General features: G+C 66.5%; 22 protein-coding genes and 1 riboswitch. Of the genes, 10 read left to right on the top strand and 12 right to left on the bottom strand.

Annotated features, from left to right (window positions below):
- Position 1: 1 nt before the first annotated feature.
- The 4 genes from P9A17_RS17080 to P9A17_RS17065 all read left to right on the top strand — a co-directional run bounded on the left by P9A17_RS17080 (position 2) and on the right by P9A17_RS17065 (position 4,092).
- On the top strand, positions 2-889 hold the full coding sequence (locus P9A17_RS17080; RefSeq protein WP_278039802.1) for an oxidoreductase: 888 nt from the start codon (positions 2-4) through the stop codon (positions 887-889).
- Positions 890-891: 2 nt separating this feature from the next.
- A complete protein-coding gene (locus tag P9A17_RS17075) occupies positions 892-1,710 on the top strand; it encodes a mycofactocin-coupled SDR family oxidoreductase (protein WP_278039801.1) in 819 nt (272 codons plus the stop codon).
- 102 nt (positions 1,711-1,812) lie between these two features.
- On the top strand, positions 1,813-2,970 hold the full coding sequence (locus tag P9A17_RS17070; RefSeq protein ID WP_278039800.1) for an acyl-CoA dehydrogenase family protein: 1,158 nt from the start codon (positions 1,813-1,815) through the stop codon (positions 2,968-2,970).
- Between the two features lie 15 nt (positions 2,971-2,985).
- Positions 2,986-4,092 (top strand): acyl-CoA dehydrogenase family protein, encoded by a 1,107-nt coding sequence (locus P9A17_RS17065; RefSeq protein WP_278039799.1) that lies wholly within the window; start codon positions 2,986-2,988, stop codon positions 4,090-4,092.
- A 10-nt stretch (positions 4,093-4,102) separates the two neighbouring features.
- Here P9A17_RS17065 and P9A17_RS17060 read toward each other — a convergent pair whose 3' ends face one another.
- Positions 4,103-6,598: a hypothetical protein gene (locus tag P9A17_RS17060; RefSeq protein ID WP_278039898.1), complete on the bottom strand. Its 2,496-nt coding sequence runs from the start codon at positions 6,596-6,598 to the stop codon at positions 4,103-4,105.
- Positions 6,599-6,634: 36 nt separating this feature from the next.
- Positions 6,635-7,390 (bottom strand): peptidoglycan-binding protein, encoded by a 756-nt coding sequence (locus P9A17_RS17055; protein ID WP_278039798.1) that lies wholly within the window; start codon positions 7,388-7,390, stop codon positions 6,635-6,637.
- A 343-nt stretch (positions 7,391-7,733) separates the two neighbouring features.
- Here P9A17_RS17055 and P9A17_RS17050 point away from each other — a divergent pair, with 343 nt between their 5' ends.
- Positions 7,734-7,955 (top strand): hypothetical protein, encoded by a 222-nt coding sequence (locus P9A17_RS17050; protein WP_278039797.1) that lies wholly within the window; start codon positions 7,734-7,736, stop codon positions 7,953-7,955.
- Positions 7,956-7,967: 12 nt separating this feature from the next.
- Here the strand turns inward: P9A17_RS17050 and P9A17_RS17045 are convergent, their stop codons facing one another.
- The 3 genes from P9A17_RS17045 to P9A17_RS17035 are packed head-to-tail and all read right to left on the bottom strand — an operon-like array spanning position 7,968 to position 10,725.
- A complete protein-coding gene (locus P9A17_RS17045; RefSeq protein WP_278039796.1) occupies positions 7,968-8,639 on the bottom strand; it encodes a DUF899 domain-containing protein in 672 nt (223 codons plus the stop codon).
- Between the two features lie 19 nt (positions 8,640-8,658).
- Positions 8,659-9,540 carry an LLM class flavin-dependent oxidoreductase gene (locus P9A17_RS17040; protein WP_278039897.1) on the bottom strand — a complete coding sequence of 294 codons (882 nt, stop codon included), beginning with the start codon at positions 9,538-9,540 and terminating at the stop codon, positions 8,659-8,661.
- 60 nt (positions 9,541-9,600) lie between these two features.
- Complete coding sequence (locus P9A17_RS17035; protein WP_278039896.1) at positions 9,601-10,725, bottom strand: TDT family transporter; 1,125 nt, start codon at positions 10,723-10,725, stop codon at positions 9,601-9,603.
- Between the two features lie 115 nt (positions 10,726-10,840).
- Here P9A17_RS17035 and P9A17_RS17030 point away from each other — a divergent pair, with 115 nt between their 5' ends.
- Genes P9A17_RS17030 through P9A17_RS17020 form a run of 3 tightly spaced genes read left to right on the top strand, consistent with a single transcriptional unit; the run spans position 10,841 to position 13,734 of the window.
- Positions 10,841-12,196, top strand: a complete 1,356-nt coding sequence (locus P9A17_RS17030; protein ID WP_278039795.1) for a histidine kinase — start codon at positions 10,841-10,843, stop codon at positions 12,194-12,196.
- On the top strand, positions 12,187-12,831 hold the full coding sequence (locus P9A17_RS17025) for a response regulator transcription factor (protein WP_278039794.1): 645 nt from the start codon (positions 12,187-12,189) through the stop codon (positions 12,829-12,831). Before P9A17_RS17030 ends, P9A17_RS17025 begins: the two co-directional genes overlap by 10 nt.
- 18 nt (positions 12,832-12,849) lie before the next feature.
- Positions 12,850-13,734 (top strand): hypothetical protein, encoded by an 885-nt coding sequence (locus tag P9A17_RS17020; protein WP_278039793.1) that lies wholly within the window; start codon positions 12,850-12,852, stop codon positions 13,732-13,734.
- On the opposite strand, the gene P9A17_RS17015 is transcribed toward P9A17_RS17020, so the two are convergent.
- Positions 13,731-15,074 (bottom strand): FAD-dependent oxidoreductase, encoded by a 1,344-nt coding sequence (locus P9A17_RS17015; RefSeq protein WP_278039792.1) that lies wholly within the window; start codon positions 15,072-15,074, stop codon positions 13,731-13,733. The two genes, P9A17_RS17020 and P9A17_RS17015, sit on opposite strands and share 4 nt — an antisense overlap.
- Before the next feature lie 41 nt (positions 15,075-15,115).
- Here P9A17_RS17015 and P9A17_RS17010 point away from each other — a divergent pair, with 41 nt between their 5' ends.
- Positions 15,116-15,277 carry a hypothetical protein gene (locus tag P9A17_RS17010; RefSeq protein ID WP_278039791.1) on the top strand — a complete coding sequence of 54 codons (162 nt, stop codon included), beginning with the start codon at positions 15,116-15,118 and terminating at the stop codon, positions 15,275-15,277.
- A 15-nt stretch (positions 15,278-15,292) separates the two neighbouring features.
- On the opposite strand, the gene P9A17_RS17005 is transcribed toward P9A17_RS17010, so the two are convergent.
- From P9A17_RS17005 to cysD, 6 genes are all read right to left on the bottom strand, one after another.
- Complete coding sequence (locus P9A17_RS17005) at positions 15,293-15,769, bottom strand: RrF2 family transcriptional regulator (RefSeq protein ID WP_278039790.1); 477 nt, start codon at positions 15,767-15,769, stop codon at positions 15,293-15,295.
- A 53-nt stretch (positions 15,770-15,822) separates the two neighbouring features.
- The gene (locus tag P9A17_RS17000) at positions 15,823-16,422 is read right to left on the bottom strand and encodes a cysteine hydrolase family protein (protein ID WP_278039789.1); all 600 of its coding nucleotides are present in this window, start codon (positions 16,420-16,422) and stop codon (positions 15,823-15,825) included.
- A gap of 32 nt (positions 16,423-16,454) precedes the next feature.
- On the bottom strand, positions 16,455-17,105 hold the full coding sequence (locus P9A17_RS16995; protein ID WP_278039788.1) for a hypothetical protein: 651 nt from the start codon (positions 17,103-17,105) through the stop codon (positions 16,455-16,457).
- An 86-nt stretch (positions 17,106-17,191) separates the two neighbouring features.
- A complete protein-coding gene (locus tag P9A17_RS16990) occupies positions 17,192-17,932 on the bottom strand; it encodes a 3'(2'),5'-bisphosphate nucleotidase CysQ (protein WP_278039787.1) in 741 nt (246 codons plus the stop codon).
- Entirely contained in the window at positions 17,929-19,785 is a 1,857-nt protein-coding gene (cysC, locus tag P9A17_RS16985) for an adenylyl-sulfate kinase (RefSeq protein WP_278039786.1), read from the bottom strand. Before cysC ends, P9A17_RS16990 begins: the two co-directional genes overlap by 4 nt.
- Before the next feature lies 1 nt (position 19,786).
- Positions 19,787-20,716 (bottom strand): sulfate adenylyltransferase subunit CysD, encoded by a 930-nt coding sequence (gene cysD / locus P9A17_RS16980; protein WP_278039895.1) that lies wholly within the window; start codon positions 20,714-20,716, stop codon positions 19,787-19,789.
- Positions 20,717-20,836: 120 nt separating this feature from the next.
- Positions 20,837-20,968, top strand: a riboswitch (cobalamin riboswitch).
- A gap of 16 nt (positions 20,969-20,984) precedes the next feature.
- On the opposite strand from cysD, the gene P9A17_RS16975 reads away from it, so the two are divergent.
- A complete protein-coding gene (locus P9A17_RS16975; RefSeq protein ID WP_278039785.1) occupies positions 20,985-22,580 on the top strand; it encodes an ABC transporter substrate-binding protein in 1,596 nt (531 codons plus the stop codon).
- Positions 22,581-22,585 lie beyond the last annotated feature (5 nt).

The raw sequence follows: 22,585 nt of genomic DNA, 5'->3' as shown, positions 1-22,585 counted from the left end.
CGTGGCACGCTGGTTGATCACAGGATGTTCCACCGGCATCGGGCGTGAGATCGCCCGCGCCGCACTGCAAGACGGGCACTCCGTGGTCGTCACGGCGCGGCGCGTGGAGTCGGTCGCCGATTTCGCCGACGATTTCGGAGACCGCGTGGTCCTGACCGCACTCGATGTCACCGACAAGGGCCAGATCGCTGCGGCGGTGTCGACCGCAACCGACAGGTTCGGTGGCATCGACGTGCTGGTCAACAATGCGGGCAACGGCTACCTGTCCGCCATCGAAGAGGGTGAGGACGAACAGGTCCGGAAACTGTTCGACACCAACTACTTCGGTGTGGTCGACACGATCAAGGCAGTGTTGCCGCAGATGCGTACCCGCGGCTCCGGTCACATCGTCAACATCTCGTCGATGACCGGGCTGGTCGCCAACCCGCCCAATGCGTACTACTCGTCGACCAAGTTCGCGCTTGAGGCGCTGACCGAAGCGCTGGCGCAGGAGGTCAAACCGTTCGGAATCAAGGTCACAGCCATCGAACCCGGGGCGTTCCGTACCGACTGGGCCGCTCGCTCCATGTGGGAATCGGCCTCTCCGATCGGCGATTACGACGAGAACGTCGGTGCGCGCAAGACGATGATCAAGGAGTTCGCCAACCACCTGCCCGGTGACCCCCGCAAGGTCGCCGAGGCGGTGCTGATGGTGACCGAGCTCGACGAACCGCCGCTGCGGCTGCTGCTGGGGCGTGACGTGCTCAAAGCGGTGCGGGACAAACTTGCCACGTTCTCGGCGTCGATAGACGAATGGGAAGCGGTCACCAAAGACGTCAACTTCCCCACCGCGGACGCGAGGAGCAAAAGTACCACTGCGGACGCGAAAAGCGAGAAGACCGGGGATTGACGGTGGGCACGCTCGACGGCAGGGTCGCCTTCGTCACGGGGGCCGCCCGCGGCATGGGCCGGGCGCACGCCGTCACACTCGCAGGCGAAGGCGCCGACATCGTCGCGTTGGACATCTGCCACGGCTTCGATTTCACCGGCTATCCGGGCGCAACCGCCGGCGATCTCGCGGAGACGGTACGACTGGTCGAGGCCCAGGGACGCCGAATCGTGGCCAGGGAGGCCGACGTCCGTGACGCCGGGGCCGTCGACGCAGTCGTCGCCGAGGGACTTCGCGAATTCGGGCGACTCGACATCGTCATCGCGAACGCGGGGGTGATCCGCGTGACCGACAGCGACGACCGGTCGCGGGACTTCCGATCGATCGTCGAGGTGAACCTGATCGGTGCGTGGAACACCGTCGAGGCCGCCATCCCGGCGCTGGTCTCGGGCGGCCGGGGCGGCTCCATCGTGCTGACCAGCTCGACCCAGGGACTCAAGGCGTCCGACTCCGACCGGGCCGGCGTCCAGGCCTACGCCGCGTCCAAGCGCGCCCTGGTCGCGCTCATGCAGGGTTGGGCACAGCACCTGGCACCCCACTCGATCCGGGTGAACACCATCCATCCGAGCGGCGTCGCGACCGACATGATTCTCAACGAGGCGACGATGGCGTTGGCGGCCGCCAATGACCCGTGGCTCCTGGCTCAGCAGAACGCGCTGCCCATCCCGCTGGTGTCGCCCGACGACATCGCGCGTGCGGTGGCATGGCTGGTGTCCGACGCAGGCAACTTCGTCACCGGCACGTCGTGGCCGCTGGATGCGGGCTTCATGCTGCGGAACTAGAGGTAGGCCCCAACTTTCTGACCGTGCGCTGGCCCGCCTGTTTCTCTCCCAACCAAACGGTTAGTCTGGCGGTTGGTACGCCGACGAACCAGGAGTCCGCACATGCAGCTGGCGCTCACGCCCGAGGAAGCCGAGTTCCGCGACGAGCTTCGCGATTTCTACCGGACCAAGATCCCTGCCGACATCCGGGAGCGCACCCGCACCGGGTCAGAAGCCAACCGCGACGACATCGTCACCGCGAACAAGATCCTCAACGACCACGGCTTGATGGTCCCCAACTGGCCCGTCGAGTGGGGCGGTAAGGACTGGACCCCGGTCCAACAACAGATCTGGCTCGACGAGATGCAGCTGGCGAGCGTCCCGGAGCCGTTGACGTTCAACGCCAACATGGTCGGGCCGGTGATCGCCGAGTTCGGCTCCCAGGAGATCAAGGAACGCTTCCTGCCGCCCACCGCCGCGGTCGACATCTGGTGGTGCCAGGGCTTCTCCGAACCTGAGGCCGGCTCCGACCTTGCGTCGCTGCGCACGACGGCGCTGCGCGACGGCGACAGCTACGTCGTCAACGGCCAGAAGACTTGGACGACACTCGGCCAGTACGCCGATTGGATCTTCTGCCTCGTCCGCACCGATCCGAACGCACCGAAGAAGCAGGCCGGCATCTCGTTCCTGCTCATCGACATGAATACCCCCGGCATCACGCTGCGGCCGATCAAGCTGATCGACGGCAGCTACGAGGTCAACGAAGTGTTCTTCGAGGACGTCCGGGTGCCCGCCGACCAGCTCGTCGGCGAGGAAAACCAGGGCTGGGGATACGCCAAATTCCTTCTCGGCAACGAACGCAACGGCATCGCCCAGGTCGGTCGGACGAAGCTGCGGATCTCCGAGGTCAAGGAGCGCGCGCAGGCCAGCGGCCTGATCGACGACCCGCTGTTCGCCGCGCGGCTGGCCGAGCTCGAAAACGACATCCTCGCACTGGAACTGACGCAGATGCGGGTCGCCTCGGGCTCCAAGGGCGGCATGCCCAACCCCGCGTCCTCGGTGTTGAAGCTGCGCGGCAGCCAGCTGCAGCAGGTCGCAACGGAACTCCTGGTGGAGGTCGCCGGCGTCGATGCGCTGCCGTTCGACGGCGAAGGCATCTCCTCGGCGGAGTGGGCGCAGCACAGCGCGGCGCGTTACCTCAACTACCGCAAGACGTCGATCTACGGCGGCAGCAACGAGGTGCAGCGCACCATCATCGCGTCGACCATCCTCGGACTGTGAGATAGGGCCAAACACATGGACTTTCAACTGAGCGAAGAGCAGGTCCTGCTCCGCGACACCACCCGCGACATGCTGTCCCGCAAGTACGACGCGGAGACCCGGCTCAAGACGATCGACACCGATCTGGGCTGGAGCCGCGACGTCTGGCAGCAGCTCGCCGAGGTCGGCGTGCTCGGCCTCGGGTTCGACGAGGACGCCGGCGGCCAGATCGAGGTCCAGGTGGTGCTGACCGAGGTCGGGCGGCGGCTCGCCCCGGAACCGGTGCTGCACGCCGCGCTCGGGCCCGGCGCCCTGATCGCCGAGGTCGGCAACGAACAGCAGCGCGCCCTGCTGGACGACGTGGCCGCCGGTGAACGCCTGCTCGCCTTCGCACACCTCGAGCCGGGCATGCGTGGACCGACGGTTACGGTGACGACAAGCGCTGTCCGCGATGGAGATTCGTGGTCGATCAGCGGATCGAAGAACCCCGTGCTGGCCGGCGACTGCGCCGACACGCTCGTCGTCAGCGCGACGCTGCCCGACGGCGGGACGGGCCTGTTCGTCGTCGATGCGGCCGCGGCGCGACGCACGACGTACCGCACGTTCGACGGTCAGCGCGGCGCCCAGATCGAATTCGACAACGTCGCAGCCGAACCGCTGGGTGAAGGCGGCGACGCATCCGAGGCAATTTCCCGCGCCCTGGTGCGGATTTCGTCGGGCCTGAGCGCAGAAGCACTCGGCGCGATGGAGGAATCGTTGCGCCTGACATCGGAATACCTCACGCAGCGCAAGCAATTCGGAGTCACGCTGAGCAAGTTCCAGACGCTCACCCAGCGCGCCGCCGACATGTATGTGTCCCTTGAGCTCGCCCGCAGCATGGTGCTGTACGCGGCGATGTCGGTGGCCGACGGAAATCTGGATGAGACCATCGCGGCCAGGGCGAAGCTTCAGATCGGCCGTTCCGGCCGCCACATCGCGCAGGAGTCCATCCAGCTGCACGGTGGTATCGGCGTGACGGCCGAACACCCGATCAGCCACTACGCGGCGCGGCTCACGGCCATCGACCACACTCTCGGGTCGGCGACGGACCAGTTGCACGTGCTGGTCGGCGCCATGGGCGACTACGAGGTCGTATCCGTTTAAAGGGCGTTGCCTAAGGCGACTCGGCCGACCCCGTCGAAGCAGCGTCTCCGTCTGACGCGGCGACGTCCGCGGTGTTCGTCGCTGTCGTGTCGGTCGAGGTTTCGGAATCACCAGTCGTCGTCGGCTCGGGCGCAGTCGTTGCCGGAGTGTCAGTAGTCGGCGGCTCGGCGACGACAGAGCTCTCGGCCGACGTCGTCGGGGCACTGGATTCCGTCCCCGCACTGGTGGTGGGTGCGCTCGACGTCGCGGACGTCGTAGGTACCACGCTGGTCGTGGCCGTCGGCGCGGTCGTGGTCGGCGCGCCGCTGGTCGTGGTCGTCGGTGCGGTCGAGGATTCCGTATGCGCCGCAACGACGTCGGGCTGCTCGGCAGCGACGATGGCGAGGATTTGTTCGGTGTACTCCCCCAGCCGCGCTTCGATGTCCTCGGGACGGTACTTGCCGTACTCGATTTCACGCTCGAACGTCGCCATCTGCGCCCACACCCCGTCGAGCTGCTTCATGGCGTCCTCTGACAGCGGCTCGTCGAGCGTGATGAACACCTGGCGTGCCAGGGCGTAGGTCAGACAGTTCACGCATTCGTAGTTCAGCGCGCCGGCCAGGTTCTGCGGCGCCGCCACATTGTCGTCGCTGTCATCACCGTCGACGACGAAGACCACCTGGTAGGCGACGGCCACTGCGGCACATGAGTTGCAGGATGCGTAGGCCTGCGCCTCGTTTACGTTCATCGCGTCGGACTCGTCGGTCACCCACACCATGGCGAAGGCGGCTTCGTATTCGGTGCTGCCATTGATGGTGTTGATCGCGAGCGCCTGGACATCACCGGGCTCGGGGGCCAGCGGCTTGTCCACGGGGAAGACCCAGCCCTTGCGCGGCACCGAGGTCGCCGATCCTCCGCCGCTTCCTCCTCGCATTTCGGGTCCGGATCGGGGGGTGAGAACCAGCGCGAGCTGAGGAGACTGTTTCGTCGGCATCGCGGAACTGGTGTCCCACACCGCCTGCATCACGCCCTGCTGACCGTTGACGAGGGTGCGAGACGACGACAGCGGACGCGGATCTCCCTTTCCGCCAGCGGGATTGGACAGGCGACCGACGTCCAATGCGTAGACGATATCGCCGATCGTGCCGCGCTCCCACGGCTGGATCGGCCGGTAGTTGGCCTCCCCTGGCCACCACGCATAGGCCACGCCACACCCGATGGCCATGCCCGCGGCGACGGCGACCATCCGCATCAGCGGTTTTTCCGCCGTCGACTTCCACACCCCCGCCGTGGTGCGGCGCACGAGCCGGCCCAGCATGTAGAGGACGCCTGCGACCGGGATGACGATGGCGATCATCGCCAGCACGCGGGCGACGATCTGGATGATGTCGCCGTCGCCCCACGCCGCCGAGAGGACGTCCTGCTGCTTCTGCAGGCCGGCCCACGCGCTGCCAAGGACTCTGGGCAGCGCCCACACGGCGATCGCCACCGTGGAGAGAAGCATCGGCACCACCAGAATCACCCACAGTGTCACGACAATTCGTGCCCACGGTTTCAGCAACCGGGCGTTCGGATCACCCCACCGCCACGGCAGGGCACCCAGTAGTGTCGGCTTGATGCGGGAGTACAGGTCGGGCACTCCGGTGAGATCGGCGAGCACGTGATAGCCGTCGAACCGCACCAACGGCGCGAGCTGTCGCAGCATCTGGAGGATCTGCGTGGCCACGACCAGAAGCAGCGCGTCGTATCCGATCCACAACCACAACCCGGTGATCGCGATGGCGACGAGCGAGTTGAAATACAGGCCGCCCAAGTCAGTTCGAATCCGGCCCCATCGGCCCAGGCGATAGGAGTCGGTGACATCGGTGTAGAAAGCCGGCCAGACGAGATAGACGCCGAAGCCCATGACACCGGGAGTGGCGCCGCCGTAGCGGGCGGCTGCCGCGTGCCCGAATTCGTGGAAGCCTGCGGACAGGATCGTGACCACGAAGACCATGATCAGCAGTCCGGGACGTTCGAACGCGTCGTGCGTCGCTGATGCCAGACCTTTCTCGAAGAACACCCACCAGCAGACCGCGGCGAACGCGGCGAGTGCGGGAAGGGTGACCCACGGCCGGAACAGGAAGCGGAACGGATCCGTCAGCGCGTTGGTGCGGCCGGGGTCGGTGACGGCATATCGAAATCTCAGGCCCAGCAGCGGATCCCGTTTGCGCACCGTCGGCTGGCTACCGTCGGTGAGCGTCAGCAGGCCGAGTGGCCGGAGCTTTTCGTCGACGAGGTGAGAAACGTTGTCCTCGTTGATCGTTCGACCGGTCGACTCCGACACCGCAACGGCCACCTCCGCCACATTCTTTTCGCCGTCGATCTCGCGCAGCACCGCATACAGCAGCGGAGTCAACTGCACGGTCTGCCCGTCGCTGCGACGGGCCAGCGATGGTGGGGTCCGATAACCGGACCCCACCATCTCGCCGATCAGTTCCACCCCGTCGGCGCGCCGGAGCACCGCCTGTGCGGGCTCGGCGCCCATGGTGGTCACGCGTGTTCCCCAGGCCGGTCGGGCAACTCAGCCAGCAGAGCTGTCGCTGCCGGAATCGGAAGAGCCGGAATCCGCAGCTGTGTCCGTGCCGCCATCAGAGCCTCCGTCACCCTGTGAGATCGAGGAGTCCTGATCGGCTTCGGCCACAGCTTCGCCGATCACGGTCTGCTTGATGATCGCGTCCTGTTCGGCCACCGAGATGGCATCAGAGTCGATCGAGCCGATATTCGCGGACACGCCGGCGTTGATCGGAGCGGCGACGTTGGCGTTGGCCGCAACAGCACCGCTGATGGGTGCCGCGAGGTCGGCGTCGAGGTCCACGTTGACGTTGACGTTGAGCAGGTTGCCGTCCAAGAGACCGCCGGCACTGGTGTCGACCGACGTGTCGGTCACGTCGGTTCCGTCCGACGTTCCGTCACCGTCGGTGACAGTGTCGTCGGCAGGTGCCGCGTCGTCATCGGTATCCATGCCGCCCTGGTCGATGCCACTGGCCTGCGTGGAGGTCGCATACGCATCGGCGTCCAACATCTGCTCGATCGACGTTCCCTGATCGACAGTGGCCTGGCTACCCGAGCCATACGTCAGGACATTGGCGCCGGCGGCGGCGTCGATCGGAGCAGCCACGTTGAGATTCGCCGCAGCGGCCAGGTCGATGGGTGACGCGGCATCGAGGGCCACGTCCACATCCGCGTTGAGATCAAGGATCGACACCACTTCTTTGTCCGGCAGTGCGATCGCACTTTCTGCCATCAACTCTTCGGGGCTCAGACCTTGTGCGCTCATCTGCATCTCGCTTTCTGCACGAACTGGACGTTGCTGTGGACCGTCATGTTTTGGTCTGCGTCGTGTGCCGTGCTGACTACCCCGAACATTCCAAGATCAAATCTCCAAAATTTATTGGCGCGATCAGCAAGAACAATGCTGAGCTAAACAACGTCGGATCTGAGGGAGTTTGCGGAGTGGCTTCCTGACTCATTTGCTGACGCGTTGTCGATTTTTGTCGCCCGCGTCAGACTCTGGTACCAAACCGCTTACGCGGACGTCAGCCGCTAACGGGTCCGAAACCGGCCGCGATATAACGGAAGAAGACCCTGAAACGAGCATCCAAACAGGCAAGGAGTGCACGATGCAGGCGAAGAAGTATGTATGGGCCGCGGTAGCCGCCGGCGGTTTGGGCGTCGGCATGCTGGCCGGTGCCGGTCAGGCCGCGGCCGACCCGCACTGGTGGCCGGCGCCGCCACCCCCGGGGCACGTCGGCCAGATCGTCAACGTACCGCCGGGCCATATCGGCCAGTGGGTCGGTGTTCCGCCCGGGCATTGGGACAAGCCCTGGAAGTGGGTCAGATAGGGACCAGTCCCCTCAATACGCGTCCTTCAACCGGAACCACTCGTACGGAGGCCGCTGCGGCCAGCCGGCCGGGGAATCTTCCCAATCTTCCTGCCGCCCGTACGGGGTGAGATCCAGCAGGTCGAAGACGAGCATGAACGGCTCCTCTCCGCGGTCGAACGTCTGCCACGTGTGGAACACGCGGTCGCCGTCGCGCAGGAACACGCTGATCGCATGTCGCTCTTCGCCGTTCACGGTCACACCGAAGTCTTCGTTGAACGTCGAGCGTCCCGACGACACCCACGGCAGATCCCAGCCCATGCGGTCCTTGAAGGCGACGAGCTTGCCGACCGGCGCGCGAGACACCAGCACCAGTGACGTGTCTTTGGCATGGAGATGCGACAGGGGACCGATGTGGTCGGCCATCATCGAACAGCCCGAACATCCTTCGTCCCAATCAGATCCGAACATGAAGTGCTGCAGGATCAGCTGCTTGCGGCCGTCGAAAAGCTCCGGCAATGTCAGCGGACCCGCCTCGGTGTCGAACTCGTAGGCCGCGTGGATCTCGACCATCGGGAGCCTGCGGCGCTGCGCGCTGACTTTGTCTTTCAGCCGGAAGAGCTGCTTCTCCTGGACGAGCAGGTCGGCGCGGGCCCGTTCCCATTCAGCACGGGAGACGATCGGCGGCAAGGCGCTGCTGTCCATGGCACGAGCTTGCCCGGCCTCAGGCGAGATCGGCAACCACCTCGGCCGCCTGACGCACCTGATCGATGTCCGAGCTCGTCGGGATCAGGTGGACCTCGTCGGTGCCGATATCGGCGAATCGGTGCAACACGTCACGCAGGTCATCGACAGTGCCGGCGAATCCCGTGGTCGGCGCCATCGCGTCCACGAACTCCGACGGAATCCAGTTCATGTACCGACGCAGGTGACGGTGCACCTGGGCGCGCGGTGCGTCGCCGTCGCCGAGCGCGAACCAGAACGACGTGGCCAGATGCGGCGCAGGCTTGCCCGCCTGCCGCCAGGCGTCGCGGGCCACGTCGAATAGCTCGTTCTGCTTGTCCACGGCGAGGTCGAGCGTCGTCCCCGCGACCCCGCTCGCCCAACCGGCTGCGCTGCGAATCGTCTTCGGCCCCAACGTACCGACCTGCAGTTCGGGTCCGCCCTCCTGCACGGGAGGCGGCCCCACGGGAAGCGTCGAGTCGGTGACCTTCTCCCCCGCCCACACCCGCTTCATGACGGCCACCCGGTCAGCCATCTGACGCATCGTCTGCGTGGCAGGGTCGGCACCGACGGCCAGGTAGTCCTCGTGGCGCCCGCCCACGCCGATGCCGACAGTCAACCGTCCGCCGCAGAGCATGTCGCCGGTCGCCAGTTGCTTGGCCAGCATCACGGGATCGTGCAACTGCGGGATGACGACCGTCGTCACGAGCCGCACCCGTTCCGTCCACGCCCCGAGCGCGCCCAGCAACGTCAGGCTCTCGGGGTTGTCGAATGCGATCCGCTCGCCCCAGCACAGCGACGAGAACGGGCCTTCGTCGACGAGCTGTGCCCACGACTTCAGCATGGCCCTGTCGAGATCGGGCTCCATCACCGGCATCGTCATCCCGATACGCATTTGTGTCATTGTGCTCCTCGCGTCCGCGGCGGATTCTGACACGTCACGTCACGGGCCCGACGCCGGCGGGTCCTTGTGCGCCCGGATGGGGTCGGTGCCAGGTGGCGTGAAGAGACCGCGCCGCATGCCGACCCGGAAGGTGCGCACAGCCACCAGAAGCCAGGTCGAGAGCAGCCCGACATAGGCGATGGCGGCCGCGTAGCGGAACGCCGGCAGCGAGGTGTGCACCGCCAGCTGGGTGGTGCCGGTGACGAAGGTGCCGACGGGGAACGTCAAACTCCACCAGGTCAACGCAAAAGGCATGCCGCGCCGCACTGTGCGCACGGTCAGCGCGGTCGCCAGCGCGATCCACAACACGGCGAACCCCCACACCGGCACGCCGTAGAGCACCGCGAACACGCTCATCCCGTCGGCGAGCTTGTCGTCGACAGCCAGCGCCGCGTCGGTGCCGAGAAGCCCTGCGACGGTGATGGATTGGCCGAGTGGACCGAGGACGATCCACAGCGTGGGGACACGTGCGGTGCCCGATGTGCCGAAGTGCGCGAGGCGACTCCAGACCATCGTGATGATGATCAGCGATGCCACCAGGGACAGGCCGAACATCGCATAGCAGCCGTAGAGCATCGTGGCGCGACCCGGTCCGTCGGGCATGTGCGGGATGAGCAGGCTGCCGGTCGCGGCCGACACCATCGGCGGCACGACGGGCATGAGCCACCCGCCGAACGCGGCGTCGGGTTCGACGCGGTACTGGGTGAACATCAGATACGGGATGCTCATCGCCGTGAACAGACCGCCGAGGGTGCCCGCGGTCCACAGCACCCACGCCAGGTCGATCGCCCACCGCGCGCCGATCAGGTCCTTGCCGACGATCAGCGCGCCCGAGGCCACCGTCAGCAGCGCCATCGGCGCCGCGCCGTAGAAGTGGCCCATCGTCGGGTTGCGGTGGTGGCTGCGGGCGATGGTCGGGTTGCGCAGCCAGTGGGCGAACATCGCCAGGCCCAGCACCACGAGCCACAACGCCGAGATCACCCAGACCACGAGTGCGAACGTCCGCAGCCCGGGGACGTGCACCGGAAGTGTCGCGCCGGCATTCGCGACGATGCCCGTGCCCATGACCGACGAGAACCAGTTCGGTCCGAGATACCCGAGAACGGTGGGTCGTTCACCGGTCATGTCGGCGGTCATGGTGCTCAGTATGGCCAGCGCGGGTAAGGGGGGTGGTTATCCCCCGCGGGATTCTCGGGAAAACGTTGTGTCGCTGCAGCGTGTGGGTCCATAGGTTGGAGTCATGTCCTCAGTAACCGACACAGACGCCGTCACCGAACCTGACGCCGTCGCCGACACCGCCCCGGTGGACGTGCCCGATCAGGCCGGCCCGACCGAACCGCCGCGCACCCGGACGCTCAGCCTCGCGGCAAGTGCATCCCTGCTCGTCGGCGGGGCACTGGCGACGGTGTGGTTCTGGATTCCGTTGGCCATCTTGGTGATCGGCATTTCGTCGATTCCCAGCGTCATCGGATTCGCGGTGGCCGCGGTCGTCTTCATCTACCTGATGCGGGGTGTCGATTACGTCGAGCGGGTGCGCAGCGAGGCTGTTTTCGCTCTCGGGATCGGCATACCGCCGCGCCGTCTCTCGCACTACACGGGGTTCCAGCGGTGGGCGCACCAGCTGTGGCTGGACGTGAGCAGTGCCCGGTTCTGGAAAGCGGTCGCCCATCACTACCTGCGGATGCTCTACGACGCGTCGGTGACCGCCATCGCGCTGGCGCTGCTGGTCTTTGCGTTCTTGGCGCCCGCCGCGGCGATCGCGATCGGCCACAGCGATCCCGAGGCCGGTCTGTCGTTCCTGCCGACCCCGCTGGCGTTCGTGCTGGCGGTCGTGGCGGTCGCCGCCGCCGTCGCCCTCGTGATCTTCGCCCCCGTACTGGACGCGACGATCGACCGGTGGCTGCTGCCCGCGTCCCCGACCGCAGCACTGCAACACGAGGTCAGTGTGCTCGCCGACGCACGCGAAGGAGCAGTGACGTCAGCGCAGACCGAGCGGCACCGCATCGAACGCGATCTTCACGACAGCGTGCAACCGCGGCTCGTGTCACTGGCGATGACGATCGGGCTGGCGCAGACCAAGCTCGACACCGATCTGCCTGCGGCCAAGGCCCTGATCTCCGAGGCCCACGACGACGCCAAGAGCGCGCTGGTCGAACTCCGCAACGTCGTGCGCGGGATCGCCCCCACCATCCTGTCCGACCGCGGACTCGACGCCGCGCTGTCATCGGTGGTGCAGCGTGCCGCCAACTCGGGGGTTCCGACGACGCTGAGCGTGCATCTGCCGCGCCGACTGCCCGACGAAGTCGAGGCGTGCGCCTACTTCGTCGTCGCCGAGGCGTTGACGAATGTCAGCCGCCATGCCGGCGCATCCCAGGCGGCGGTCACCGTGCGCCTCGACGAGGCCGAAAACCAGTTGCATGTCACGGTGTTCGACGACGGGCACGGCGGTGCGCGGGTCGTGGAAGAGGACGGAATCACCGACGCGACCGGTCTGCGCGGGCTCGACGAGCGAGTGCGAGCCGCTCGTGGAACCTTCACGGTGTCGAGCCCGGTCACCGGCCCGACAGTGATCACCGCGGTGCTGCCATGCGCATAGTGATCGCCGAGGACTCGGCACTGCTGCGGGCCGGCATCGAGCGGATCCTGACTGACGCCGGCCACGAGATGATCGCCGGAGTGCCCGACGCGACGAACCTGCTGCGCTTGGTCAACGACACGAAGCCCGACCTGGCGATCCTCGATGTCCGGATGCCGCCGACGTTCACCGACGAGGGCATCAGGGCGGCGGCGCTACTGCGCAGCCAGAACCCGGAATCCCCGGTACTGGTGCTCTCCCACTATGTCGAAGAGCGCTACGCGGCTGATCTGATCGCTTCGGACACACGAGGATTCGGCTACCTCCTCAAGGACCGGGTCGCCGACGTGCCCGCCTTCCTCGACGCCGTCGAGGTGGTCGGCACCGGTGGCACCGTCCTCGATCCGGAGGTGGTGTCGCAGATCCTGGTGCGCTCCCACCGGCGCAATGTGCTCGATGCGTTGACGCCCCGCGAGACCGAGGTGCTGCAGTTGATGGCCGAGGGCAAGACGAACTCCGCCATCGCCGCGGGCCTGCACATGTCGGTCGGTTCGGCCGAGAAGCACATCGCGTCCATCTTCACCAAGCTCAACCTCGCGCCCGACGACTCCGAGAACCGCCGTGTGCTCGCGGTGCTGCGCTACCTCGAATCCTGAAGTGCTGAAAGGACTCCCGTGACCACCACGCTTCCACCCGCCCCCGCACCGTCGTCACCGCCCCCGCCGCTGACCCCCGGCGGCCGCACCGCCGTGCGTGTCCTGCTGATCCTCGCTGCCGCCGTACTGACCATCGGTGTCGTCGTCTCGTTGAGCAGTGCTGCGTGGGGAATCAGCGGTTTCCGCGTAGTCAAAGATTCGATGGCCCTGCCGAACACGCTGACGACGCTGACGGTCGACACCGGTTCGGTGCCCGCGGCCGTGCGGATCACCACCGACCGCGAGGCCCGCGAGCCCCGCGTGGACATGCGGATGGTGAACTCCCGTCGCGCAGGGTCGAATCCGTTGGCCGTCACCGCAGACGGTACTTCGGCGCGGGTCACCATCGACGCCGAGCGCACCGAAATCCTGCGCTGGGGCAGGGCCGGTGAGATCACCGTCGTACTGCCGCCGGAGGTGGCACGACGGGTGTCGGTGACCACCCAGCAGGAGATGGGCGTCGTGTTCGCGCAGGCCGACATCGACCAGTTGACGGCGCGGACGGTGGAAGGCGCTGTGGTCCTCAGCGGGTCGGCGCGGCGTATCGACATCACCAACGAGCACGGCGACGTCACGACCCGCGAACCTATCGCGGTGACCGAGTCGTTCCGCGCCGCCACCACCACCGGCGAAGTCAGCGTCGACTTCGTCGAGCCGCCCCAAACAGTGCACGCCACAACCGAACACGGCGACATCGCGATTTCACTGCCGCCGCCCGGGCCCTACTTCGTCGACGCGATGACCGAGATGCCCCACGACGCCGTGGAGGTGGCCGTTCCGCAGACCCGCGACCGCGAGAACGCGGCAGCAGTGATCACCGCGCGGACCCAGACGGGAAGCATCGCAATCAGCGAACTGGACTAGGCCCCCAGGATTCGGTCGGCTTCCCGCAACCCGCTCAAGTGCGCCCCGTGCACAGTGGCCGAGTACTCGCTGTTGGTCGCCTCGCCCGCGAACAGGAGGCGATCACCGACGGGCGCCGCCAGCGCCTCCTGATCGTCGGGGCTCGATCCGACGGCAAGGAAGCTGTAGGAGCCGCGTGCGTACGGATCCTCGGCCCACCGTGTGACGAGAACGCCGGTGGGCTCGGGGCCACGCAGCGCGGCCACCACCTGGCTCGCCGTCAGCTCGTCTGAATCTTTCTCGCGCACAAGGGCGTTCGAGCCCCCGCGAAGACCGACCAGCAGCGGCACGTCGGTGAAGCGCAGCCCGTTGACGAGATCGGAGACCGGCTGGTCCTTGCCCGCGATCCCGATCATGTCCGAGTTCATGTCGAACTGCTCGGTCCAGAACGGCTCGTCGAATTTCAGCACCACCTTGTCGAGCAACCCGAAGCCGAGCCGCTGGATCGCCTGGCGCTTGTCGTCGGGCAACGGCGGATCGAACACGATCGTGTCGGCCTTGAGCACACCGAGCGGGACCGTGACGATGACCCGGTCGGCATCGAACACCTCCTGGGCGGTCTCGACGGTGACACCTGAATCGTCGTAGGCGATGCGGGTGACCTCGGCGCCCAATGTCATCGTCAGATCGCGCGCGAGATGATCGATGAGCTGTTTGTAGCCCCCCGGAAGGATCAGGTCTCCCCCGCCGAACTCACCCTCGCTGCCGAACCAGCGCAGCGACAGCTCATCGGGATCGGCCGCGTACTCGGAGCCGATGGCGCCGGCGATGATCCATTGCATCAGCGGATCGGTGAAATCCGTACCGGCGTCGGCCAGTCCGTCGGCCAGCGTCGCGTCGGGGGCGGCGTCGGCGGTCATCCCGTAGACGGCATCCATGATCCGTTCCCAATTTCGGCCCGCCGCGTCCAACGCGGCGGGGCCGACGACCGACCCGTCCTGCAGGACGATGGTGTCCTCGAAGTCTGTTGGAACGGTCCGCGCGCCGGCCTGCTCGGCCAGGTCGGTGAGTGGATTGCCCTCCGGGCCGTGAATCCACGCGCCGCCCAGGTCGATCGGCAGCCCGAGCGAGTCGTCCGTCCAGGTCCGCCCGCCGATGCGCTGACGCGCCTCCACAACCGTCACCGAGACTCCGGCGTCAGCCAGGCGGCGCGCCGCGCTGAGCCCCGCCATCCCGGCGCCGACCACGATCACGCGTTCGCGCCGCACCTCACGCCCGCCTCCGCCGCACGAAGCGAGCAGCGGCACCGCCGCCAACGCCCCCAACCCGAAGGTGAACTGTCGTCGATTCAGCGCGGCCATCCGTAGCCTCCGATCCGCGTGCAGACCGTGCTCTTCGTATCATGATCAACGTCAATTTCTTGCTGGAACGGCAGTCGCGGCCGAAACCTTTCGGCCACTTCCTCGTCGTCAGCATCGGCGATGTGAGCCTCGACTACCGCCGCAGCACTGGGCCGACCCGCGACCGCACATCGGCCCCCTTGCCGCACAAGACTTTTCAGTAGAGCACTATCGCGCGGTTAGCCGATCGAGTGTCCGCGGGCCTCCTCCTGACCGCGGTAATCGTCGGCCATCCCCTGCACGTGGTCTGGAAGCTCCCCGGACGCGACGTCGGCCAGGCTCGTCTGTTCGAGCACCGACCTCATGCTCGCGCGCAGAGCCCGCCAGACATCGGTCAGCGATGCCGTCGGCCCGGAATACGGGAGATCACCCAGACCGATGTCCCGCACGCTGGCCAGCGGTCCGTCGATGCAGCGCAGGACGTCCGCGACGCTGATGTCGGCGGCGGGACGGGCGAGTTCGTAGCCACCCTCGCGACCACGGTGACTCTTGACGAGCCGATCGGTACGCAGGTCGGAGAGGATGTCGACGAGGAACTGCGGCGGGATGCCCTGGGCTTTGGCCAGGTCCTCGGTCTTGACGAGCGTTCCGTCGTTCACGGTCGCCAGCTGGACCATCGCCCGCACGGCGTATTCCGCCTTGGCCGACATCCGCATGGGGCAACCCTAGTCGGACGTGTGTTTGAGTCACTGACCCACGCCGGCGGTGCTCAGTCGGGAATGTCGGTGGCGTTCGGGACCACGACGGCGAATAGGTCGGCCACCGCGGCCAGGCTGGCGGCCTGCAGTACCTGCGCGGACACCGGATCACCGCCCACTCCCGGCAGCGTGCGCGTCGCCGTCGCACTGGCGACCACCGTCGGCGCGTAGCCGAGGTTGAACGCGCCGCGCGCCGTCGAATTCACGCACATGTGCGTCATGAAGCCCGCCAGGACGAGGTTGGAGGCCTCGAAAGACTTCAGGATGTCGTCGAGATCGGTCTGCACGAACGAGTTCGGGTAGTTCTTGACGACGACCGACTCGCCGTTGCGCGGGGCGACCCGGTCGACGATCGCGCCGCTCTCGCCCTCGATGTCGTACAGAGATCCCGGCCCGTCGTCGTGCTGGATGTGCACGACCGGCGCTCCGACCGTCCGGGCCCTGTCGAGGAGCGTGGCAGCTTCGTCGAGCGCGGGGTCGACACCGTCGAGTTCCATCACCCCACGCGTGTAGGTGTTCTGACAGTCGATCAGCACCAGGACGGAGTCCGCGAGGCTTACCGGGGCGAGGGGCAGTCCTGCGAGCGCGCGCAGGGTTTGAGGATCAGACACCCGCCGCAGCCTACTGGCGGCCCACACCCGCGTCAGGACCCGCTATTGGTCGAGCAGTCCAGCCATACCCCGTCTTCGCGCGCAAATGGGGTGGACTGCGTCGAGGTTTTGGGCGGATCATCGCCCATCACCTGCGTGACGGTGACGTCGGCGGTCGCCGTGTCGCCGGTGACGACAATGTTCTCGACCTTGTCGACGGTCATCGTGGAGGCTTCGACCATCGCGTCGAGCATGGCCTGCTGGTAGGCGGGCTCGTCGTAGGCGATGATCGCCTGGGCCACCCGGTCCGAGGTCTCCGTCGACACGTTGCTGCCGAGGTTCTTCCTGAGGTTCGCGGCCAGATCTACCGGATCCAATGCTGCCACTTGCTCTTTGGTGCCGAACTCGGAAATCGGAGGCACCATCGTCGCTGCCGGATCGCGCATCTCGTCGCGGTACTGCGCACACGTCATCTCGGCCAAACCATCCCAGTCGCCCGCCATGAACGCGTCGGTCTGGGCTTGCACGAGGTCCCTGATCTGATCCTCGTCGCTCGCGGCCGCCGCCGTGGTCGACGCCGGTGCTGACGACGCGGACGAGGACGCCGAACTCTCGGCGGTCTCCGACTTGTCCGAACCGCCGCAGCCGGCGAGTGTGAGCGCCACCGCCGAGGCAGCGACGACAATATGAAGAACGCGAACCATGTGATCCCCCGATCGGTACGGACTCTGCGGGTCAGACTACCCGGGGGCCTGTCGCCGGAATTGCGTTCCGGCAGACACAGTGCGTGTCAGCGGGTCGTGACCGACAGGATGACGTCAGCCAGTTCTGGGCGGCACACGATCAGGTCGGGCAGCTTCGAGTCGCGCTGGTTGTAGACCAGCGGGGAGCCGTCGAGCCGTGAGGTGAACAGGCCGGCCGCCCGCGCCACCGCGACCGGCGCGGCGGAGTCCCACTCGTACTGCCCGCCCGCATGGACGTAGGCGTCGGAGATCCCCTGCACGACGGACGCGACTTTAGCTCCGGCGGAACCCATTTCGACCAGGGTGCCGCCGAGAGCGTCCTTGACCTCCAGCGCGACCGCCGGTGGCCGGGTCCGCGACACGACGACCCGCGGTGCGGCGGGCGGTGCCGGGGGCGCCGCCACTGTCGGGGTGGCGAGCGTGATGCCTTGCGCGGGAAGCGCAACGGCGCCCGCGACGAGCTCGCCGGACTCCCACAGTGCCACGTGTACCGCCCAGTCCGCCCGGCCCAGCTCCGAGAACTCACGCGTCCCGTCGAGCGGGTCCACGATCCAGACTCGGCGTGCCGACAACCGCACCGGATCGGCCTCTTCTTTCGGCCCCTCTTCCGACAGGACCGCATCGTCGGGCCGCTCGACCGCCAGCGCCGCCATCAGGAAGTCATGAGAACGCTTGTCCCCTGCGGCTTTTCTCTCTTCCGCGGTCGCATCGGCGAGTTCGGTCCGAATGTCGAGCAGCAGCGCCCCCGCCTCGGTGGCCAGCCGTGCGGCCAGTTCGTGGTCGGTCACTTGCTCCGGCTTTCCAGAAGCTCGATCACGGAGTCGGCGTGTTCTTCCGGCGTGCGATCGGGGGTCAGCTGCAGATCGGGGTTCTTCGGCCGCTGGTACGGGCTGTCGATCCCGGTGAAATGCGTGATCTCACCGGCACGGGCCTTGGCGTACAACCCCTTCGGGTCCCGTCGCTCGCAATCCTCCAGCGGCGTATCACAGAAGACCTCGAAGAAGTCGAGCCCCTGCTCGTTGGCGACCTTGCGTGCCAATGCCCGGTGCTCGGTGAGCGGGCTGATCGCAGGGACCAGCACCACCTGACCGGAGTCGGCCAGAATGGCTGCCACGTGCGCCAGCCGCCGCTGGTTCTCCGCCCGGTCGTCCATCGAGAACCCGAGGTCGGCGTTGAGGCCGTGCCGCAGGTTGTCTCCGTCGAGAACGTAGGCGGGGATGCCCTTTTCGAGCAGCTTCTGCTCGACCAGCACCGCAACCGAGGACTTGCCCGAGCCGGACAGTCCGGTGAACCACACGGTCCGGCCCTTCGAGAGTCGATCCTCGGGCTTGCACAGCGACTCGTGGCGCACCGTGTTCGGGGTGGACGTCCGGCCCGCCACGTGCGGCAGGATCATGCCCGCAGCGACGGTGCCGTTGGTGTTCGGATCGATCAGGATGAACGAGCCCGTCGCCGCGTTGCGGCTGTACTCGTCGAGCAACAGCGGGACCTGGCTGCGCAGCGAGATACGGCCCAGCTCATTGAGTTTGAGGGCGGTGGCCGTCTTGTCGCGGTGCAGCGTGTTGACGTCGAGACGGTAGTCGAGGCCGGCCACCTTGACGCGGGTGGTCCTGGTGGTGTGCTTGATGACGTAGTCGCGACCGGGTTCGAGAGAGTCTCCGTCTGCCATCCAGCACACAGTGGCGTCGAATTCCTGCGCCACCCTGGGCTGATTGTTCGGCCGGGCGATCATGTCGCCGCGGGAGATGTCGATGTCGTCGGCGAGGCTGACCGACACCGCCATGGGCGGGAAGGCTTCCTGCACAGGCCCACTCGGGCCCTCGATCTCGGTGATGCGCGTCGTCTTGCCGGCAGGCAGGACGACGACCTCGTCGCCGGGACGCATGACGCCGCTGGCGACGGTGCCCGCATAGCTGCGGTGGTCGGCATGCTCACGCGTCTGCGGCCGGATCACGTACTGGACCGGGAAGCGGACGTCGGTGAGATTGCGGTCGCCGGCAATGTACACCTCTTCGAGGTGCGCCAGCAGCGACGGCCCCTCGTACCAGGGTGTGACGTCGGACTTGCTGACCACGTTGTCACCGTTGAGCGCCGACAGCGGGATCGTCGTGACGTCGTGAACGTCGAGCCGCGCCGCGAAATCATGGAAGTCGTCACGGATCTTCTCGAATTGGTCTCTGTCCCAATCGATCAGGTCCATCTTGTTGACAGCGAGCACGATGTGCTGGATACCGAGCAGCGATGCGAGGAACGCGTGGCGGCGGGATTGCTCGAGCAGGCCGTGGCGCGCGTCGACGAGCACGATCGCGAGCTGTGCGGTCGACACACCGGTCACCATGTTGCGGGTGTACTGGATGTGACCTGGAGTGTCGGCGATGATGAATTTCCGCTTGGCCGTGGCGAAGTAGCGGTAGGCGACATCGATCGTGATGCCCTGCTCACGCTCGGCCCGCAGACCGTCGGTGACCAGTGCGAGGTCGGTGTAGTCGTTGCCGCGTTCCTTGGAAGTACGCTCGACGGCGGCGAGCTGATCCTCCATGACGGCCTTGGAGTCATAGAGCAGCCGGCCGATCAGCGTGGACTTGCCGTCGTCGACCGAACCGGCGGTCGCGATGCGCAGCAGCGTGGTAGACGATCCCATATCAGAAATACCCCTCGCGCTTACGGTCTTCCATACCTGCTTCGGAGATGCGGTCGTCGGCGCGGGTCGCGCCGCGCTCGGTGAGCCGGGAGATCGCCGTCTCGGCGATGACCTCGGAAACCGTTGCCGCCGTGGACTCCACGCAGCCGGTGCAGGTCACGTCGCCGACGGTGCGGAACCGCACGGTCTTCTCGATGATCTTCTCGTCCTTGCGCGGCTGCAGGTACTTGTGCACGGCCAGCAGCATGCCGTCGCGTTCGAACACCTTGCGCTCGTGCGCGTAATAGATGGACGGCAGTTTGATCTTCTCGGCGCCGATGTAGGACCAGATGTCGAACTCGGTCCAGTTCGACAGCGGGAAGGCACGGATGTGCTCCCCTTTCTTGTGCCTGCCGTTGTACAGGTTCCACAGCTCAGGGCGCTGGTTCTTCGGATCCCACTGACCGAACTCGTCGCGGAAGCTGAACACGCGCTCCTTGGCGCGGGCCTTCTCCTCGTCGCGGCGGGCGCCGCCGAACGCGGCGTCGAACTTGTTCTCGCGGATGGCGCGCAGCAGCGTGAACGTCTGCATCGGGTTGCGCGACGGGATCGTCTCGACCACGCGGCCGGCGTCGATGTCGTCCTGCACCTTGGCGACCACGAGCCGCACCCCGGATTCGGCGACGAGTTCGTCGCGCGCCTGCAGCACTTCTTCGAAGTTGTGGCCGGTGTCGACGTGCATGACCGGGAACGGCAACCGTCCCGGCCGGAACGCTTTGATGGCCAGGTGCAGCATGACGATGGAGTCCTTGCCTCCGGAGAACAACAACACCGGCTTCTCGAACTCGGCGGCCACCTCCCTGATGATGTGGATCGCCTCGGCTTCGAGCGCACGGAGGTGGCTCAGCTCGTAGCGCCCCGCGTTCTGCGTGAGCTCATCGGTCGCGGTCATCATTCCCCGTAAAGTTGGTAGATTTGACCATATTTATGGTCATAACCGGGAATTCTGCCCGACGACCTCGCCGACTGTCAACGAACTGTCGCCGGAAAAGGGCCATGACCACACCCGACCAGCCGCGGTGTTAAATTGCCTTCGTTCGATGCAGGGGAACACCGGTGGAAATCCGGGGCTGTCCCGCAACTGTGACCCGATCGCGTTTCGCGACGGGGAGCCAGATCGCCTGCGCGAATTCTCGACACCACGAGGATGGACAGACCACATGAATATTTCTGACGGCGTACGTCGTCGCACCTTCGATCGGCGACGGTTCCTCGCAGGCGCGGGTGGTGCCGGATTGCTGGCGGTGGGCTCTCCCCTCCTGCTTGCCGGGTGCAGCAGTCCCGACGGTGCCGGTGGGCCGAGCACGGGCGACCCGATCCGCGGCGGCACCCTGAGAACGGTGTTCGCGGGCACCTCCGCCACCGCCGACGTCCTCGACCCCCACGTGGTGGGCCACTCCGCGGGTGGCGCGGTGTCCAAGAACGTGTGGGATCACCTCGTCGAGTACAACAACGATCTGACGCTGCGATACCGCCTCGCCGAAACACTCGAACCCAACGCGGACGGCACGCAGTGGCGGCTCAATGTGCGGCCGGGCGTGCAGTTCAGCGATGGCAGCCCACTGACGTCGCGCGACGTCATGTGGAGCATCGAACGGATGCTCGACCCGGACAAGCCGTCGTCAGGCGATCTCGCCATGGTCGATCTCGCCACCAGCAGGACCGACGGCGAGCATACGGTCGTCATCGCGATGAACGAACCGCTCGCCGACTTCGGCTCGGTGCTTGCTGGCTGGTACGTCTACGTCATCAAAGAGGGGACCACCGGATTCGACTCGGCCACACTGCCCGTCGGAACCGGGCCGTTCATCCTCGAGTCCTGGTCCCCGGGCGACCGGGCCCGCCTGGTGCGCAACGATCGCCACTGGGACGGCCCGCCGCTGCTCGACGCGGTCGAGATCCTGCAGGTCGCTGCAACCGAACCGCGCCTCAACACGTTCCTGTCATCAGAGGCCGACGTCGTGTACGAACTGGCTCCGACGCAGGCCAACGCACTACGCGACCAACCCGACGTCTACCTGGTCACCCCGCCGTACGGCGTGATGTCCGCCTTCCAGATGCGTTTGGACACAGCCCCGTTCGATGATCCGCGGGTGCGCGAGGCCCTGCGACTGTCGGTGGACCGGCAGGCGATGGTCGACTCGGTCTTCTACGGCTTCGCCGAAAAGGGCAACGACCTCTACGGCAAAGGCGCACCGTTCTACAACTCGCGCCTGCCGCAACGCGATTACAACCCGCAGCGCGCGCGGGAACTCCTGCGCGAGGCGGGACAGGAGAATCTCACCGTCACCCTGCACACTGCCGACGTCAGCCCGGGACAGCTGGAATCGGCGACATTGTTCGCCGAGCAGGCCAAAAAAGCCGGTATCACCGTCGAGCTGCAGACCGAGCCCGGCGACATCTACTTCTCGCAGATCTCGGGGCAACGTCCGTTCACCCAGGGCGGCTGGTGGAACTACAGCCTCGACTATTTCTACGGCCAGGCACTAACGTCCAACGCCCCGGACAACGCCACCGCGTGGAAGAACCCCGAGTGGGACCGCACGTTCTACGAAGCCCGTGCCACCATGGACGAAGGCCGCCGCGAAGTGCTGTATGACGAACTGCAGGAACAACTCTGGAATGAGGGCGGATACATCCTGCACAGCTTCGCCCTGCAACCGACCGCCGCGCGAAGCCACGTGCAGGGAATCCGTGACGGTGTACCGGGAACCGGCGACTGGGCGAACTTCACGACCACCTGGATCAACCGATGACCGCC

Origin of the sequence: Mycobacterium sp. 236(2023), assembly GCF_029623955.1 — a bacterium.
Taxonomy (GTDB): Bacteria; Actinomycetota; Actinomycetes; order Mycobacteriales; family Mycobacteriaceae; genus Mycobacterium.
Note: the sequence above shows the minus strand (reverse complement) of the source record. Positions and strands in the feature narration are given on the sequence as shown.